A 16,271-nucleotide genomic window follows, 5' to 3' on the forward strand; every position below is an offset into this window, starting at 1 on the left:
CCTTTAACATACTTTAATATGCTCTAATATATATATAAATCTTTATCAAATAATAGATGAAAAGATTATAGCAAAATCAATTATAAGGGTGAAATTATGAGAGTAATTGGAATTATTGGATATAAAAATTCTGGAAAAACTTCATTGATTGAAGATATTTTAAAACATTCCAATGAAAAAATTGGAGTTATTAAACATACTGATAAGGATGTAGAGATTGATATGATAGGTAAAGATACATATAGATTTTTCACATCTGGAGCTAAAATAGCAGTTCTATCTACTCAAAATAAGACAGTTTTTTTTACTAAAAATATGAGTTTAGAAGACATTTTATCAAAGTTAGTAGATTATGGTTTAGATTTTGTTATTATTGAAGGTTTTAAAGAAGAGTTAAAAAGATTAAATATTCCAAAAATCGTTATGATAAAAGATAAAGAAGGTTCAGAGTTAATTGATGATCACACGGTAAAAGTTATTGAAGATTATAACTATAACATTGAGGAGATTCTAAAAATTATTAAAGAAAAGTCTATTATTCCCACAATGAACTTAAACTGTGGATATTGTGGATACAACTGTAAATCATTTGTTAAAGCTTTGGCAAAAGGAGAGGCAAAGTGGGATGACTGTATATTAAGTAAAGGAGTAAAAATAATAGTTGATGATAAAATAATTCCAACTGTGCCTTTTGTTTCTAAGATTATAGGTAAAACGATTAAAGCAATGGTTGAAACATTGAAAGGTGTAGAAAACCCAAAAAATATTAAGATTATTATAGACACTTCTAAGATAAAATAGATACCGAAATATTTAAATAATATCAATGTATTATAGTAAAGTTAGATAATAATTAAACATCGATATAAAAAAATATAAATTCAGTAATAATAATAAAAATATATATATTCTAAATTAAAAATAAATAATAAAATACTATTTTAAATTAAAATAAAGGTGAAAAAATGGAAGAAAAATATGAAAGAGCGGCAGAAATATTTAAGGCATTTGGAGACCCAACAAGGTTAATGATTTTAAAGTTGTTGGCAGACAATGGAAGCATGTGCGTCTGTAATATAATTAATGAGTTGAAAAAGCCACAGCCAACAATCTCCCACCACTTAAATATTTTAAAGAAGGCTGGGATAGTTAAAGCAAGAAAAGAAGGGACTTGGAACTTCTACTACATAGTAAATGATAGAGTTAAAGAGATAATTAAATTAGTAGATGAATTATAAATTTATCAATTTATTTCACTCTCTTTTTTATTTTTAAATTTTCCATCTATATATTAATAATAGTAATTTTTTTATAATTTTTTAAATTTAGTAGATGTTAGTATTTTCTATTTTTTGGTGAGACTATGGGAATTGAAGAAGAGATTAAAAAAATAGAAGAGGAGTTAAAAAGAACTCCTTATAATAAGGCTACTCAAAAACACATTGGTAGATTAAAGGCAAAATTGGCAAAATTAAGGGAGATGGCTCAAAGTAGAGGGGGAGGTGGAGGAGGGAAAGGATATGCTGTAAAAAAGAGTGGAGATGCTACTGCTGCATTTGTGGGATTTCCATCAGTTGGTAAATCTACACTATTAAATAAATTAACTAATGCTAAATCTGAGGTTGGAGAATATGCATTTACAACATTAACTATTGTTCCTGGTATCTTAGAATATAAAGGGGCTAAAATTCAACTTTTAGATGCTCCTGGTATTATTGTTGGAGCCTCATCAGGAAAAGGTAGAGGGACAGAAGTTCTATCTGCTGTTAGAAGTGCTGACTTAATATTATTGACTGTTGATATTTATACATTGGATCATCTTCCAGTTATTGAAAGAGAGTTGTATAATGTAGGGATTAGATTGGATCAAAAACCTCCAGATGTTAAAATTAAAGTTAAAGATAGAGGAGGAATTAATGTAAGTTCTACTGTTCCATTAACACATATTGATGAAGACACTATAGAGGCAATATTAAATGAATATAAAATACACAACGCAGATGTAGTTATAAGGGAAGACATAACTTTAGAGCAGTTCATAGATGTTGTTGCAGGAAATAGAGTATATATTCCCTCATTAGTAGTTGTCAATAAGATAGATTTAGCAGATGAGGAATATCTAAAATACATAAAAAAGAAATTGGAAGAGTTTGGAAAGGATTATGTTTTAGTTTCTGGAAATAAAAATATTAATTTAGATCTATTGAAAGAAAAGATTTATGAAAAGTTAGGATTTATAAAGATTTACTTAAAGCCACAAGGAAAAAAACCTGACTTTGATGAACCTTTAATTATGAGAAGAGGTGCTACAGTAAAAGATGTTTGTGAAAAACTACATAAGGATTTCGTTAGAAATTTCAGATATGCCCAAGTTTGGGGTAAGTCAGCAAAGCATCCTGGGCAGAGAGTGGGATTAGATCACAAATTAGAAGATGAAGATATTTTAACAATTGTTATAAAGAGATAATTTAAAAATTAAAGAGATGAAATTATGGAAATTGAAGGTTATGAAAAGATTATAAAGGCAGGAAAAATTGCTTCAAAAGTTAGAGATGAAGCAGTAAAATTAATAAAACCTGGCGTTAAGTTATTAGAGGTTGCAGAATTCGTTGAAAATAGAACTAAAGAATTGGGAGGAGAGCCAGCATTTCCATGTAATATATCAATTAATGATATAGCCGCACATTATACTCCAAAATTAAATGACTCTTTGGAGTTTAAAGATGAGGATGTTGTTAAGTTAGATTTAGGGGTTCATGTTGATGGATATATTGCAGATACAGCCATAACAGTAGATTTATCAAACTCATATAGAGATTTAGTAAAGGCTTCTGAAGATGCTTTATATACTGTTATTAAGGAGATAAATCCACCTATGAACATTGGAGTGATGGGAAAAATAATACAGGAAGTTATTGAAAGTTATGGATTTAAACCAATATCCAATCTATCTGGACATGTTATGTATAGATATGAATTACATACTGGAATTAATATTCCAAATGTTTATGAAAGAACTAATAAAGTTATTGATGTTGGAGATTTAGTGGCAATAGAACCATTTGCTACTAATGGTTTTGGTATGGTTAAAGATGGAGAGCCGGGGAATATATATAAATTTTTAGCTAAAAGACCTGTTAGATTACCCCAAGCAAGGAAACTCTTAGAAGTTATAGCAAAAAACTATGCTTATTTACCATTTGCTGAAAGATGGGTTATAAAAAATGAGCATGAGAGATTGGCGTTAAATTCATTAGTAAGATCTTCATGCCTATATAGTTATCCAATATTAAAAGAAAGAAAAAATGGCATAGTTAGTCAAGCAGAGCATACAATATTAATAACTGAAAATGAAATAGTAATAACAACAAGATAGTTTAATCTTTTATATTTTTAGAAACTCTTTTCATACTATTTTTATAAATTTTCATATTTTCATAATATTTACTCTCGAGACTTGATAATATCAAATCGTAAAAATTTTCTATTTTTTATTATAGTAATATTATAATTTTAAAATTTCTCATATTGTTATAATATTTTTTTAAAATTTTTATGATTTTGTAATATCCAGATCAAGATTTTCCCAGGGTTCGTTATTACTCTTAAAAAAGATGTAGATATATAAACCTATGAATTTAAGGTATAATAAAGGATATTTTGTCTTTCTTTTATGCCTAAAAATATTACAACTACATCAGAAAATTTAAATTTATAATATCTATTTGTAATACTATTTTTGAAAATTTTCATATATACATAATATTTATATATGGATCTTGATAATATCAAATCATAAAAAATTTTAAGTTTTTATTATGGCAATATTATGATTTTGATATTTCTCATATTACTATAATATTTTTTAGATATTTATATGATTTTATAATATTCAGATCAAGAATTTCCCGAGGGTCAGTATTACTTTTAAAAAGATGTAAATATAAAAATTTGTAAATATTTTATGTTATTAAAAAATAAAAAATTTAAATATTTTTATCCTCTTTGGGGCATGATTTTAAACGATTTTAAACTTGATTTGGCATCACCCTAATTTAGCAAAACCTACAATTTCCATCCCCTTTGGGGCATGATTTTAAACTAACTATAATCTCTAAATAGAAATCGTATGAAAAAGAAGATTTCCATCCCCTTTGGGGCATGATTTTAAACCATATTACCCCCCAATCAATTTTAAAAACTCAATCAGTATTTCCATCCCCTTTGGGGCATGATTTTAAACAGGGCACGATTTGAAGAGATAATTTTCTAAAATTACCTTATAATTCTCCTATAATAGGGGGTTATAGTTCGGAGGGTCAATTATCCCTGTTATTTATATACCTCCGAACTTATATATAAATTTTTCTATTTTGGTTTATTGTCTTTAAAATCCTTAAAATTTTTAATTTAAACCTAATTATCAGGGAAAATTGAAGATAAAAACAATTAAATAAAATCTCTAAAAAATCCCAATAATTTAGTAAAATTAAATATTCAAATTAATCAAAATAAAAGACCCTTCGAAATTTGATAAAAATTTTTAAAATCAAAAAATTTCAAATTAAAACCCTCTAAATTAAAAAATAAAAATTTTTAGCGAGGGAAGGTATTAAAGAAGAACAAGATAAGTTTTTTAAACTAATCCATATATAAAAAACAATTAATACAACAAACTATAATTAATAATTTCATCACATTGAGGTATTAAAAAAGTGTATCTACCCTTGGAAAACCGTGGCCTTCATCGAAGCCGTTGTGGCTACTCGGCACGGCCGCCTTGTGGGTAGATTGCCGAGGTGGTTTCATCCCCTGCGGAAGGTCGCCACCCGGGACATCTATTAATTTATAAAAAGAGGTATATATTTTTTACTATCGATTATTATTTTTCAAGCCAGCCAAAGTATTTCTCAATTATATACCATGCTCCCTGAGGAGGGATTAAACCAACCTCTGTAATTATTGCATCTATATACTTAGAGGGAGTTACATCAAATGCAGGATTCCTCACTTTAATTCCTTTATATTCATCTTCAAATACTACCACTTCCTTAGGATCTCTTTCTTCAATCTCTATTAACTCTCCTACTATAGTTTTTGGATGAAATTTGTAAGTTTCTGCGGCTGTTAAAAAAGGAACTCTACTTTCATTGGCAATTAATGCAATTTGAGAAGTTCCTATTTTATTTACAAGACAACCATTTGCTGTTATACCATCAGCCCCCACAATTACAATATCTATATCTCTCATAAAGTATCTAACTGCAGAATCGACTATTAATGTAACATCAATTCTATAATCATAGAGAGTTTTTGCTGTAATGTATCCTTGATTTCTTGGTCTTGTTTCTGTGCAAAAAACTTTAATATCTTTTCCTTCATCATACGCAGTTTTTATAACGCTTATTGCCGCCTCAGAATTGCAGTGAGTTAGTATTGTATATCCATCTTTTATTCTATTTGCCCCATACTTTCCTATTTTTTCAATAGCCTTTAATGAGGATTCTATAAACTCATCAGCCCTCTCTATAACTCTCTCCTTTGGATTATCTTCATTTAATCCTTTTAATACATATTTAACTGCATTTGGTAAAGAGACAGCAGTAGGTCTGGCAGAGATTAATAAATTTCCCGCCTCTTTCATTTTTTTTATAAATTCTTCTTCACTTAAATGAGAGATTTTTATAGCATATTCTTTTAAAGCCTTTGCCGCCGCTCTTCCAATTCTTCCAGCCCCTCTAATTTCCATATTTTTAATTTTTTCATAAGTTTCTTTTATAATGTCTTCACTCATTTTAAGCACCATAAATATTTTTATAGTTCATTATAACACTTCATAAGCAAAACAGCATCATATTCCAATAAAGGACTTTCACATATTACAGTTCCAGAGGTATTAAAATCTTTCAACGCCTTTAATGCATCCTTATAATTAAAATCAGATTCTTTTAAAGGTAGATGCCTTCTTTCCCCTCCCTTTCCATACTCTATTCCTGATAAATGGATATGCATATCCTTTATAGCGTTTTTTCCTAACATATTCTCAACTTTTTCAAGTATCTTATAAAAGGAATCATAGTTATTTATTCTTCCTCTACTTCTTGCATAAATATGGGCAAAGTCGATACATGGAAGAAGATTTAAGTCATAGCATAAATTTAAAGTTTCCTCAACATCTCCAAATTGAGATACTCTTCCAGAAGTTTCTGGTCTTAACATAATATTTAAATTTAATAATTCTAATTTTTCTAAAATTTTTTGAATGTTTGACTTTATTATATTATATGTGGTTTCTTTACTTTTCTTTAAGTAATATCCAGGATGAAAAACTAAATTTCTTCCACAGTTATTTAAAACCTTTGCAGTTTTTATAATTCTCTCAATACTATTTTTAATTTTATACTCTTCATTTGCATTGAGATTTATAAAGTGAGGAGCATGAGCAGAGAAAACAATATCTTTTCCATACTCTTTTAACTTTTTAGCATAGTCCTCTTTCATATAAACTCCTTTGACAAATTCCAATTCCATAGCTCCCAAATTTAACTTTCTTAAAACATCTATTCCTTTAAATTCATCCTCTGCAGATATAGGAACTCCTGCGGTGCCAAATATTAACATATTGTCCCCTTCAATATAATAAATGTGTAAATAAAATATTTTTTATTTATTTTTCTTCTATATTTTCATTTTCATCTTCTATCTTTTTTGGTGGAACTCTTGCAATCCATAGGGCTCCGCCCTATTGGGATACCCGGGATGCATTGCTTCGCTAACGCTCAGCAATGCCTCTTAAATTAAAATAAAAAAGACAAAACTCCGGGGGTATACCAATAGGGAGTGGAACCCCCTATGGATGTATTACCTCGCTTACGCTCGGTAGTGCCTCTTATTCTTCATCAATTGGTTTAGGTGGAACTCTTGCAACTGTTATATAGCCAGTATGACCTATCATCCTCGTTGAAGGTCTAACTCCTTTCTCAGAAACTTCAATCTCTCTTTCAATAAGTTCATAAGTATGTATATCCCAGAATCCTTCTTCTTTAAGTTTTTCAACTGTCTTTTTAACCTGCTCTATGTATGGAAGATATGTAACTATCCTCCCTCTTTTTTTATTCAATGCCTTTTTTGCATTCTCTACAACATTCCAAGGATCTGGCAAATCTAAAACGATTACATCCACATCTTTTTCATCAATTTTTTCTCTAACATCACCAATTTTTTGAATTACATTAAATAAACCATCCTCTATTTCAATTTCATCCTCATCGTCAAAATCTTCATCCAATCCAATAATTTTTTGTCCTTTTCTTATAGCCCCAACTCTTAATAAATTTTTTCTTGCAACTTTGGCAAATTCTGGTCTAATATCGTAAGTTATAACTTTTCCAGTTTTTCCAACGGCATTTGACAAATACATAGTTAATGCTCCTGATCCAGTTCCTGCTTCTACAACTGTTTCTCCTTCCCTAATTCCAGATATACTTATAATAAAGCCAATGTCTTTTGGAAGTAAGGTAGTTACAGTTCTTTTCATTCTTTTTAATATATCAAACATTGTGGGCTCTACCAAATAAAATCTATATCCTTTATGAGATTTTAGTTCAAATCCTTCTTCAACATTCTCTAAATCTACTATTCCCAAATCTGTTCCAAATTTTTTAACATCCTTTTTTAATAAATATCTCTTCCCTCTCTCATCTACTAACAGTTTATAGGCAAACATAAACATCACTCATAAAGTTAATTTTGTTTGTTTATATTTGTTTATTATATTTTGACAAGTTTTCCAGTGTATCCTTGTAATATCTGGAAGTTTCTTATGCTTTTTATAATAATCTTCAAGGAATTTTATAGTTTTTTTATCAGATGGATAACCACTTCCAAAATCTCCGTAAATTTTTTTATATTTTTCAATCAAATTATCTCTCTCTACCTTTGCAATTATTGAAGCACTTGAAACTATAGGATACTTAGCATCAGCCTTATGTTCAGCTATAATTTTAACATCTAAATTTCTCTCTTTAATTGTGTCTGAAATTAACTCTTTAAATTTATTAACAAATTTTTCAGAATTGCTAAAAGCATCTATGTAAATCTCCAATTTATCATTTTTTATATCCAATTTATTAATTAAATTTTTAACGACCTTTGAGAATGAATTAAGTTCTATCTCATTTAAATTAATTTTGTTCATTAGTTCATTTATTTTGTCTGCATCTAAGATTAACTTTTCAGAGTATCCCAAACTTTCAAGAGATTTTTTTAATTGACTTCTTTTATTTTTAGTTAATGCTTTACTATCTTTAACTCCTAATTTTTTTAACTCTCCTTCTTTCTCCTTTTCAATGGCATAGGCGCATACTACCATAGGTCCTATAACTGGCCCTCTTCCTGCCTCATCAACTCCTATAATTATCATTTTAATCACCAATATAAATTGAAGTTTTTTAAGGTTAAGTTTTACCTATTTAAAAATTTCTACTTAATTTAAGAAGTAAGGATTTTATATTATTTCCCCTAAAAGATATTTTAAATAGTTCTTAATTTAACTTTTTTAAATTTGGATTTTTAAAATTTCAGAATTTTGGAGGGATACAATGATTTCAAAGAACGAGATTTTAGAAGTTTTTGAAAAATATAATAAAGATGAGATAACAATAGCAACATTGGGAAGCCATACATCTTTACATATTTTAAAAGGGGCAAAATTGGAAGGTTTTTCTACTGTCTGTATAACTATGAAGGGAAGAGATGTTCCATACAAGAGGTTTAAAGTTGCTGATAAATTTATATATGTCGATAATTTCTCAGATATAAAAAATGAAGAGATTCAAGAAAAGTTGAGGGAGTTAAACGCTATAGTTGTTCCTCATGGCTCTTTTATAGCCTATTGCGGTTTAGACAATATAGAGAACAATTTTTTAGTTCCAATGTTTGGTAATAGAAGAATTTTAAGATGGGAATCTGAAAGAAGTTTAGAGAGAAAACTATTAAAAGAATCTGGAATAAGAGTTCCTAAAAAATATGAGAGTCCAGAAGACATTGATAAAACTGTTATCGTTAAATTCCCTGGAGCAAGAGGAGGGAGGGGATACTTTATTGCTTCATCAACAGAGGAGTTTTATAAGAAGGCAGAAGATTTAAAGAAGAGAGGAATATTGACTGATGAAGATATTGAAAATGCTCATATAGAAGAATATATTATTGGAACTAATTTTTGTATACACTACTTTTACTCTCCATTAAAGGATGAGGTAGAATTGTTGGGAATGGATAGAAGATATGAGAGTAATATAGATGGATTAGTTAGGATTCCAGCAAAAGACCAATTAGAATTAAATGTTAATCCAAGTTATGTAATTACTGGAAATATTCCTGTTGTAATTAGAGAAAGTTTATTGCCACAAGTTTTTGAAATTGGAGATAAATTAGTAAGTAAGGCAAAAGAACTAATACCTCCTGGAATGATTGGTCCATTCTGCTTACAGTGTTTGTGTAATGAATACTTAGAATTAGTTGTCTTTGAAATGAGCGCAAGAACTGATGGAGGTTCTAATACCTTTATGAATGGAAGTCCATACTCTTTCTTATACAATGGTGAGCCATTAAGTATGGGACAAAGAATTGCAAGAGAAATTAAAATGGCTTTACAGTTGAATATGATTGATAAGGTAATCTCATAACTTTTAAAATTTTTTAAGTTTGTGACACAATTTTACACTTTTAAGTAATATTTAAATATAACTGATAATTAATTACACTTTGTTCAATTCGTTCAAAATTTTTTGAACATATTAAACATTTTGAATATATTGAACTAACGGATGGGATTGTTATGGAAAATGCTAAAGAAATTATTATTAAGTTATTTTCTGGAATTGCTGAGATTCATGGATTGAGCAAGTCTGTTGGAGCAGTTTATGGTATTTTATTTTTTTACGAAAAGCCGATGACAATCTCTGAAATTATGGAGGAATTGAAAATTAGCAAAGGAAATGTAAGTATGTCATTAAGAAAGTTGGAAGAACTGGGATTAATTAAAAAAGTCTGGATAAAAGGAGAAAGAAAAAACTATTATATAGCAGTTGGAGATTTTTCTTCAATTAAAGATATTGCTAAAAAGAAGCATAAACTAATCTCAGAATCTTACGAATCTTTAAAAAATATCGCTCAAAGTAACAAAGAAAATAAAGAATTTATTAGCAAAAAATTGGACAAAATAGAAAAAATGAAGAAGGTTTCAGAAAAGATTTTAGATGTTCTTAATAGTGAATTGTCCTAAATGGTGATTAATTATGATAAGAGAGATTTTAAAAGATCTTGCACATTTTTCTGAAAAAAAGCCATTTATTATGGTTTTAATTATATTAATTATAACAATATTTGCTGGAATTTCTGCTACAAATATAAAGACACAGACATCTTTTGAAAAAATGCTTCCTCAAAATAATCCTATAGTTCAAACATTGTATGAGGTCAGAGATGAATTTGGAGGTACAGATGTTGTAATTTTAGCAGTAAAAATAGTGCCGACAAACAATCCAAATAAGGTTGTAGATATAAGAGATCCAAGAGTTATAAGGGCTGTGAAAGAGTTGGAAGAAAGTTTAAGAACTGTTGATGGAATTACAGAAGTGAGTTCTCCAGTAGATACTCTTGAAAAATTAAATGGAGGAGTTTTACCTCAAGATATTGACACAGTTAAAAGATTGTTAAGTAAACTTCCAGAAGAGCAAAGAAGGAGAATGTTTAATTCAGATTATTCAATGATGATAATAAATGCCTTTACAGATGTTGGAGGAAATGAAAAAAAGAATGTCAGATTGATGCAGGATATTAAAGAAAGAATTAATGAAACTCCTTTACCTCCAGGGGTAGAAATCATACCAACAGGAACTCCTGCATTAAGAGATTTGTTAGATATCCTTATGAAAGAGAGTCAAAGATTTACAACGATATTTGGTTTTATAGGGATTTTAATAATATTAATAGCATACTTTAAGAGACCTATAACTTCTATACTACCTTTATTACCTGTAATTATTTCAGTAATTTGGACCGGGGGGGCTATGGGTCTTTTAGGAATTCCATTAGATATGGCTACTGCTGGTATAGGATCTTTAATTCTTGGGCTTGGTATCGATTATGGAATTCATCTTATACATAGATTTCAAGAAGAAAAAAGAAAAGGATTACCTACTGATAAAGCAATAGAGATAGCCGTTGTAGAAACTGGAACAGCGTTATTGGCTACCACTGCAACAACAGTAGTTGGTTTTTTAGCATTAGTATTTGCACCGTTACCTTTGATGAAACATTTAGGAGAAACTTGTGCAATGGGTATAACATTTTCAATGATTGTAGTTTTAACGCTATTACCTGCTTTAATAGTCATTGAAGATTACTATATAATTCCATTTATAAAAAGAATAAGATCAAAAGGTGAGTAATTATGGATTTTAGAAAATTATTAATTGGCTTGCTATCTATGCTCATAATATCAACCATATCAGCAAATTATGGATTACAGATAGAAGAGCCCATCTACCAACCACATATTATACATCCTGGTGATGATGTAGATTTATGGATTAAAATAGTAAATGATGACTACCAAAATAAAGTTAAAAATATTGTTATTAAAGTATCTCCTCATTATCCTTTTGAGTTAAAACAGGTTAATCCTATCAAAGGAGAAGTTATTATTGACAGTTTAAATCCTGGGGAAACATATACTGCTTACTTTAAACTACATGTTAATGAAAATGCCCCTTCAAATGATTATAGAATAGATGTTAAAGTGAGTTATGACGAAGTATATGAAGACAATGGAAAGGAAACTGTTGTTCATTATAATTTTACTAAAGTATATTACATTCCAGTGTATGGAACTGCAAGTTTTGAAATTAGTGGAAATACAAACTTAATTCCTGCAAAGACAGAAGTAGTCCCAATAACTATAAAAAATACTGGAACTGGAACTGCAAAAGAAGTTAATGTATATATAGGTTATAAATTAAATCCTACACCAGTTGGATCAGAAATAAAAACAGTTGAATATCCTGGAGGTACTACAATAGAGCAAAAAAAAGATATTATTTATCCCACAGTTGTCCCATTAACTGATCTTCCAATCTCTCCAGTAGATATAACAAAGTTTTATCTTGGATCTTTAAAGCCAAATACTGAAAAAACTATAAATGTAAAATTCCATGTATCTCCAAATCTTCTTGAAGGAGTTTATCAAGTTCCAGTAGTAGTTACATGGACTGATGAAGATGGTAGTAAAAAGGCAGAACAGATAAGTTTAGGAGTTTATGTAAAAGGAGATATTATATTAGGAATATCAAATGTAGTTACTGACCCAAAAGAAATAAAACCTGGGGACACTTATGTTAGAATAGATGTAACTGTCACAAATAATGGACATGCAGAAGCGAAAAACGTAATATTAAAATTAATTACAAAATATCCGTTTAAAGATAGTTGGAGTAACTGTAATATAAAGGATATTGGTAATTTAATGCCTGGATCTTCAAAGACCGTTTCTTTCTTTGTAGATGTATATAAGCATGCAAAAGCAGAGCATTATCAATTGCCAATAAAGTTTAGTTATTTAGATCCAGAAGATAATGAGCATAATGGAGTTAAATATATTGATATATATGTAAAACCAAAACCATTATTTGAAATATTAACAAAAGAGGTAAATGTAACTGCTGGAAAAGATAATATGGTTTATATAAAAATAAAAAATATTGGATCAGAGAAGGCAGAGAGAGTTAAAATCTCTGCAATTAGATGTTCAGGTCAGCCATTTGACTATCCTATAAAATCAGATACAATAGGGACATTGTATCCTAATCAAACAGGTGTAGGGGCTATTGAAATTGAAGTAGATAAATCTGCTCCTCCAAAGCCATATATAATAACGCTTGAAATAAGATGTGCAGGAGACAGTGATGAAGGAGATTATAATGTCTATGTTTATCAAAAGCCATTAGTAGTTAATGTTAAAAGTTCTAATGAAAGCATAATAGTTCCGATATTAATAGGATTAATCATATTAGCCATAATCGTAGGAGGATATATAAAGTTTAGAAAAAATAGAAAAGAAAAATCATAAATTTTTCCCAAATTCTATAATTTTTTGGGTGGGAATATTAGTGACAACTTCGGCAAAATTAGTAATTTAGTGGTTATATGGGTTACTACATTTACAACTATGTTGGGAATTGGTTTAATAGCCCCTCTATTGGCTATTTTTGCTAAACTTTTAGGAGCTACAAATTCAGAGGTTGGAATAATTTTTGGAGTTTTTGCTTTATTTAGGACTATATCTCAAATACCAGTTGGAATTTTGTCAGATATTTTTGGAAAAAAGCCATTCATTGTTATAGGAACATTTTTTTATGGAGTTTTTACTCTAATGTATAATATTGTTGGTTCTGTTTTAGGATTATTAATTATTAGAAGTATTACAGGATTTTTTTCTGCTTTTGTAACTCCTATTGCTGGGTCTTATGTTGCTAACCTTGCTCCAAAGGAAAGATTAGGAGAATATATGGGAATTTTTAATGCATCAATAAATTTAGGTTTTGCTATTGGTCCATTTATTGGAGGTTTTTTGGCAGATATGTATGGAATAAAGACGCCATTTTATATATGCGGATTTTTAGCAATATTGGCATCTATCATAGCACTTATAAAATTGGAAGAACTGCCAATAAAGAGAGAAGTAGAGATAAATATAAACAAACTGTTTTCCATAGAATTTTTAAAAAATAAAGTATTTTTGTTATCTTTTATAATCAACATATTAACTATTATGTGTAACGCAAGTATTATCGCTTATTTAGCAATATATGCAGTATCTTTTAAAATAACATTAACCCAAGTAGGTTTTATGATAGCATCAACAAATATCTTATCTGCACTACTACAAAGATATATGGGAAAATTATTTGATAAATTTGGAATTATAACAATTATATTGGGAATAATAATTTTGTCCATAGGATTATATTCTATTTCTGTATCCTCAGAGTTTTTAACATTAATATCTTCATTAATTGATGTAGCATTAGGATTGTCAATGATCGGAACATCGGCTTTATCATTGGCTATTAGAGATATTCCTCCACAGAGAAAAGGAGAAGCAATGGGATTATTTACAACTAGTATCAATATAGGTATGTTCTTTGGTGCTGTAATTTTTGGAATAATGGCTGATTTCGTTGGATTGTCTAATATGTATAGAATTTCCTCTATATTAGTTCTGGTCTTAGGTAGTTTATGCTATTTAAAGATTAAAAAATATCTAACAAATAATTAAATTCTATGCATATACTTAAAAATATCTTCGTGCTGAACTATAACCTGAACTCCTAACTGTTTTCCTACATCTTCAAGTTCTTTTTTTAATGTTGTAAAATCTATCTTAGATTTTGAAATATCTACAAGCATAATCATCGCAAAGAGGTCATTTAAAATAGTTTGGCTAATATCTAAAATATTTACATTATTATCTGCTAAAACTTTTGATATTCCAGCAACAATTCCCGTTCTATCTTGACCAATTACAGAAATAACTACTCTACTCATTTTTTCTCCTCTCTATCTTTTTATAATTTTTCAAATTCAGCATCTACAACTATATGCCATACACCAGGAGCATATTTTTTAATCTTTACTATTTTATAGTTAATGAGTTCATAATTATTTTTTTTAGAATAAAATTTTAATCTCTCAATAGGTCTCTCAAACATAATTTTTTCTGCTACTGTCTCGTGATAATGTATATAACCTCTATTTTTTAAAAATTCAAATGCTTTATCTAAAAATTTGTGAGTTTTATGAACATAGCCCATAATAACTCTGTCAGCAACATCTTTTAATTTAACATTTCTATTGTCAGACAAAATTGGGATTATATTGTTCAATTTATTTAATTTAATGTTTTCGCATAAGTAATGATATGCTATGGGGTTTTTCTCAATTGCATAAACTAACTTTGGCTTTGAATATTTAGCCAAAGGAATTGTAAAATACCCTATTCCAGCAAACATATCTATGACAGTTTCATTCTCATTACTTATATGAGCCATTCTTATCCTTTCTCTAATATTCCCCTGACTCCACATTATTTTAGATACATCTAACTTAAATAAACAACCATATTCTTTATGAATTGTTTCTGTTTCTCTTCCATATAAAATTTTTACATGAGGAGTTCTAAATTCTCCCGTTATTTGTGTAGTATATAGAACAATAGTTTTACATTTAGTTTTATTTATAATTTCATTAATTTCATTTTTATTTAATTCTTTTTTAACTATAACAACATCTCCTACCTTTTGATATTTCATAATCTCATCCTATTAATAGATTTTTATCTTCGAATTTTTTAATTTTTCCGATAAATTTATATATTACTAATATGCCATATAGGTATTTTAATGAGGGTATTATAATTTATTATTTGATAATTAGGTGAGATTGTATGATAACAAATTCTATAAATTTATTAAAAAATACTAAAAGAGAGAAATTAGGTAATACCATAGATGCTTTAGTATTTAGAATTGTTAGATTTGTTGATTTAGAAAAATATGTTGGAGAATATGCTGCTCATATTTTATGGTATAATGAAGGAAAAGATTTTGGTAAAGAACTAAATTTTAAATCATTTGATGATATTATTAAATTTTGTGAAGATTTAAAAATAGGTATAGTAGAAGTAGTAAATGAAAATCCTATCCAGATTAGATTGGATGAATGTATCACATGCTCTGGCTTACCAAATATAGGAAAACCATACTGTTACTTTGAAGCAGGATTTCTTGCAGGATGTTTAGAATCAATCTTAGGTAAAAAAGTCCATGTAAAAGAAACTCACTGCCATGGTTTAAGAAACGATTTTTGTCAATTTGAAGCCAAAATTTTAGAATAATTATTTTTTATTTTTAATACTATTTTTACCAATTTTCATATTTGTATAATACTTACTTCGGAATTTGTTAATATTTTATAATAAAAAATTTTAAATTTTTATTATAGTAATATTACAATTTTGAAATTTTTCATATTATTGTAATATTTTTTTGGTATTTTTCTTATTTTATAATATTGAATTGAAAATTTACCGGGGTTTGTTATTACTCTCAAAAAGAATATGAATATATAAATTCATAAATTAAATATGTAATAAAGGATTTTCTATCCTTCTTTTATGCCAAAAAGATTATAATTATATCAGAAGATTTAAA

The 16,271-nt window shown here is 28.3% G+C and carries 16 protein-coding genes; 10 read left to right on the forward strand and 6 right to left on the reverse strand.

The features are described 5' to 3' along the window. Positions 1–96: 96 nt before the first annotated feature. From mobB to map, 4 genes are all read left to right on the forward strand, one after another. Positions 97–801: a molybdopterin-guanine dinucleotide biosynthesis protein B gene (gene mobB / locus HZY31_RS04940; protein ID WP_297318332.1), complete on the forward strand. Its 705-nt coding sequence runs from the start codon at positions 97–99 to the stop codon at positions 799–801. 164 nt (positions 802–965) lie between these two features. Beyond that, positions 966–1,238: an ArsR/SmtB family transcription factor gene (locus tag HZY31_RS04945; RefSeq protein ID WP_214399466.1), complete on the forward strand. Its 273-nt coding sequence runs from the start codon at positions 966–968 to the stop codon at positions 1,236–1,238. A 125-nt stretch (positions 1,239–1,363) separates the two neighbouring features. Then, positions 1,364–2,467, forward strand: coding sequence for an OBG GTPase family GTP-binding protein (locus HZY31_RS04950; protein WP_297318333.1), 1,104 nt, complete (start codon positions 1,364–1,366; stop codon positions 2,465–2,467). A 24-nt stretch (positions 2,468–2,491) separates the two neighbouring features. Beyond that, positions 2,492–3,376 carry a type II methionyl aminopeptidase gene (gene map, locus HZY31_RS04955; protein WP_297318334.1) on the forward strand — a complete coding sequence of 295 codons (885 nt, stop codon included), beginning with the start codon at positions 2,492–2,494 and terminating at the stop codon, positions 3,374–3,376. A 1,506-nt stretch (positions 3,377–4,882) separates the two neighbouring features. Here the strand turns inward: map and HZY31_RS04960 are convergent. The 4 genes from HZY31_RS04960 to rnhB all read right to left on the reverse strand — a co-directional run bounded on the left by HZY31_RS04960 (position 4,883) and on the right by rnhB (position 8,422). After that, entirely contained in the window at positions 4,883–5,794 is a 912-nt protein-coding gene (locus HZY31_RS04960; RefSeq protein WP_297318335.1) for a ribose 1,5-bisphosphate isomerase, read from the reverse strand. A gap of 20 nt (positions 5,795–5,814) precedes the next feature. Beyond that, positions 5,815–6,621, reverse strand: a complete 807-nt coding sequence (locus HZY31_RS04965) for a TIM barrel protein (RefSeq protein ID WP_297318336.1) — start codon at positions 6,619–6,621, stop codon at positions 5,815–5,817. 268 nt (positions 6,622–6,889) lie between these two features. Continuing rightward, positions 6,890–7,726 carry a tRNA (adenine-N1)-methyltransferase gene (locus tag HZY31_RS04970; RefSeq protein WP_297318337.1) on the reverse strand — a complete coding sequence of 279 codons (837 nt, stop codon included), beginning with the start codon at positions 7,724–7,726 and terminating at the stop codon, positions 6,890–6,892. A gap of 9 nt (positions 7,727–7,735) precedes the next feature. Next, positions 7,736–8,422: a ribonuclease HII gene (gene rnhB, locus HZY31_RS04975; RefSeq protein ID WP_297318338.1), complete on the reverse strand. Its 687-nt coding sequence runs from the start codon at positions 8,420–8,422 to the stop codon at positions 7,736–7,738. A 178-nt stretch (positions 8,423–8,600) separates the two neighbouring features. Between rnhB and HZY31_RS04980 the strand changes: the two genes are divergently transcribed. From HZY31_RS04980 to HZY31_RS05000, 5 genes are all read left to right on the forward strand, one after another. After that, a complete protein-coding gene (locus tag HZY31_RS04980; protein WP_297318339.1) occupies positions 8,601–9,686 on the forward strand; it encodes a formate--phosphoribosylaminoimidazolecarboxamide ligase in 1,086 nt (361 codons plus the stop codon). 152 nt (positions 9,687–9,838) lie between these two features. Continuing rightward, the gene (locus HZY31_RS04985) at positions 9,839–10,285 is read left to right on the forward strand and encodes a GbsR/MarR family transcriptional regulator (RefSeq protein ID WP_297318340.1); all 447 of its coding nucleotides are present in this window, start codon (positions 9,839–9,841) and stop codon (positions 10,283–10,285) included. A gap of 13 nt (positions 10,286–10,298) precedes the next feature. Continuing rightward, a complete protein-coding gene (locus HZY31_RS04990) occupies positions 10,299–11,453 on the forward strand; it encodes an efflux RND transporter permease subunit (protein WP_297318341.1) in 1,155 nt (384 codons plus the stop codon). A 2-nt stretch (positions 11,454–11,455) separates the two neighbouring features. Next, a complete protein-coding gene (locus tag HZY31_RS04995) occupies positions 11,456–13,129 on the forward strand; it encodes a COG1361 S-layer family protein (protein ID WP_297318342.1) in 1,674 nt (557 codons plus the stop codon). Between the two features lie 69 nt (positions 13,130–13,198). Further along, positions 13,199–14,338: an MFS transporter gene (locus HZY31_RS05000; protein WP_297318343.1), complete on the forward strand. Its 1,140-nt coding sequence runs from the start codon at positions 13,199–13,201 to the stop codon at positions 14,336–14,338. On the opposite strand, the gene HZY31_RS05005 is transcribed toward HZY31_RS05000, so the two are convergent. Continuing rightward, positions 14,335–14,607 (reverse strand): ACT domain-containing protein, encoded by a 273-nt coding sequence (locus tag HZY31_RS05005; protein ID WP_297318344.1) that lies wholly within the window; start codon positions 14,605–14,607, stop codon positions 14,335–14,337. The genes HZY31_RS05000 and HZY31_RS05005 overlap by 4 nt on opposite strands. A 20-nt stretch (positions 14,608–14,627) precedes the next feature. Continuing rightward, positions 14,628–15,371: a tRNA(Phe) (4-demethylwyosine(37)-C(7)) aminocarboxypropyltransferase Taw2 gene (gene taw2 / locus HZY31_RS05010; protein WP_297318345.1), complete on the reverse strand. Its 744-nt coding sequence runs from the start codon at positions 15,369–15,371 to the stop codon at positions 14,628–14,630. Between the two features lie 134 nt (positions 15,372–15,505). On the opposite strand from taw2, the gene HZY31_RS05015 reads away from it, so the two are divergent. Continuing rightward, positions 15,506–15,955: a DUF2507 domain-containing protein gene (locus HZY31_RS05015; RefSeq protein ID WP_297318346.1), complete on the forward strand. Its 450-nt coding sequence runs from the start codon at positions 15,506–15,508 to the stop codon at positions 15,953–15,955. The last annotated feature ends 316 nt before the right edge of the window (positions 15,956–16,271 follow it).

Origin of the sequence: Methanocaldococcus sp., from assembly GCF_024490875.1 — an archaeon.
GTDB lineage: Archaea > AGJL01 > Methanococci > Methanococcales > Methanocaldococcaceae > Methanocaldococcus.

What these genes read in the sequence shown, in the direction of transcription:
- mobB (WP_297318332.1), top strand. Translation starts at nt 97, where the DNA reads ATGAGAGTAATTGGAATTATTGGATATAAAAATTCTGGAAAAACTTCA.
- HZY31_RS04945 (WP_214399466.1), top strand. Translation starts at nt 966, where the DNA reads ATGGAAGAAAAATATGAAAGAGCGGCAGAAATATTTAAGGCATTTGGA.
- HZY31_RS04950 (WP_297318333.1), top strand. Translation starts at nt 1,364, where the DNA reads ATGGGAATTGAAGAAGAGATTAAAAAAATAGAAGAGGAGTTAAAAAGA.
- map (WP_297318334.1), top strand. Translation starts at nt 2,492, where the DNA reads ATGGAAATTGAAGGTTATGAAAAGATTATAAAGGCAGGAAAAATTGCT.
- HZY31_RS04960 (WP_297318335.1), bottom strand. Translation starts at nt 5,794, where the DNA reads ATGAGTGAAGACATTATAAAAGAAACTTATGAAAAAATTAAAAATATG.
- HZY31_RS04965 (WP_297318336.1), bottom strand. Translation starts at nt 6,621, where the DNA reads ATGTTAATATTTGGCACCGCAGGAGTTCCTATATCTGCAGAGGATGAA.
- HZY31_RS04970 (WP_297318337.1), bottom strand. Translation starts at nt 7,726, where the DNA reads ATGTTTGCCTATAAACTGTTAGTAGATGAGAGAGGGAAGAGATATTTA.
- rnhB (WP_297318338.1), bottom strand. Translation starts at nt 8,422, where the DNA reads ATGATAATTATAGGAGTTGATGAGGCAGGAAGAGGGCCAGTTATAGGA.
- HZY31_RS04980 (WP_297318339.1), top strand. Translation starts at nt 8,601, where the DNA reads ATGATTTCAAAGAACGAGATTTTAGAAGTTTTTGAAAAATATAATAAA.
- HZY31_RS04985 (WP_297318340.1), top strand. Translation starts at nt 9,839, where the DNA reads ATGGAAAATGCTAAAGAAATTATTATTAAGTTATTTTCTGGAATTGCT.
- HZY31_RS04990 (WP_297318341.1), top strand. Translation starts at nt 10,299, where the DNA reads ATGATAAGAGAGATTTTAAAAGATCTTGCACATTTTTCTGAAAAAAAG.
- HZY31_RS04995 (WP_297318342.1), top strand. Translation starts at nt 11,456, where the DNA reads ATGGATTTTAGAAAATTATTAATTGGCTTGCTATCTATGCTCATAATA.
- HZY31_RS05005 (WP_297318344.1), bottom strand. Translation starts at nt 14,607, where the DNA reads ATGAGTAGAGTAGTTATTTCTGTAATTGGTCAAGATAGAACGGGAATT.
- taw2 (WP_297318345.1), bottom strand. Translation starts at nt 15,371, where the DNA reads ATGAAATATCAAAAGGTAGGAGATGTTGTTATAGTTAAAAAAGAATTA.
- HZY31_RS05015 (WP_297318346.1), top strand. Translation starts at nt 15,506, where the DNA reads ATGATAACAAATTCTATAAATTTATTAAAAAATACTAAAAGAGAGAAA.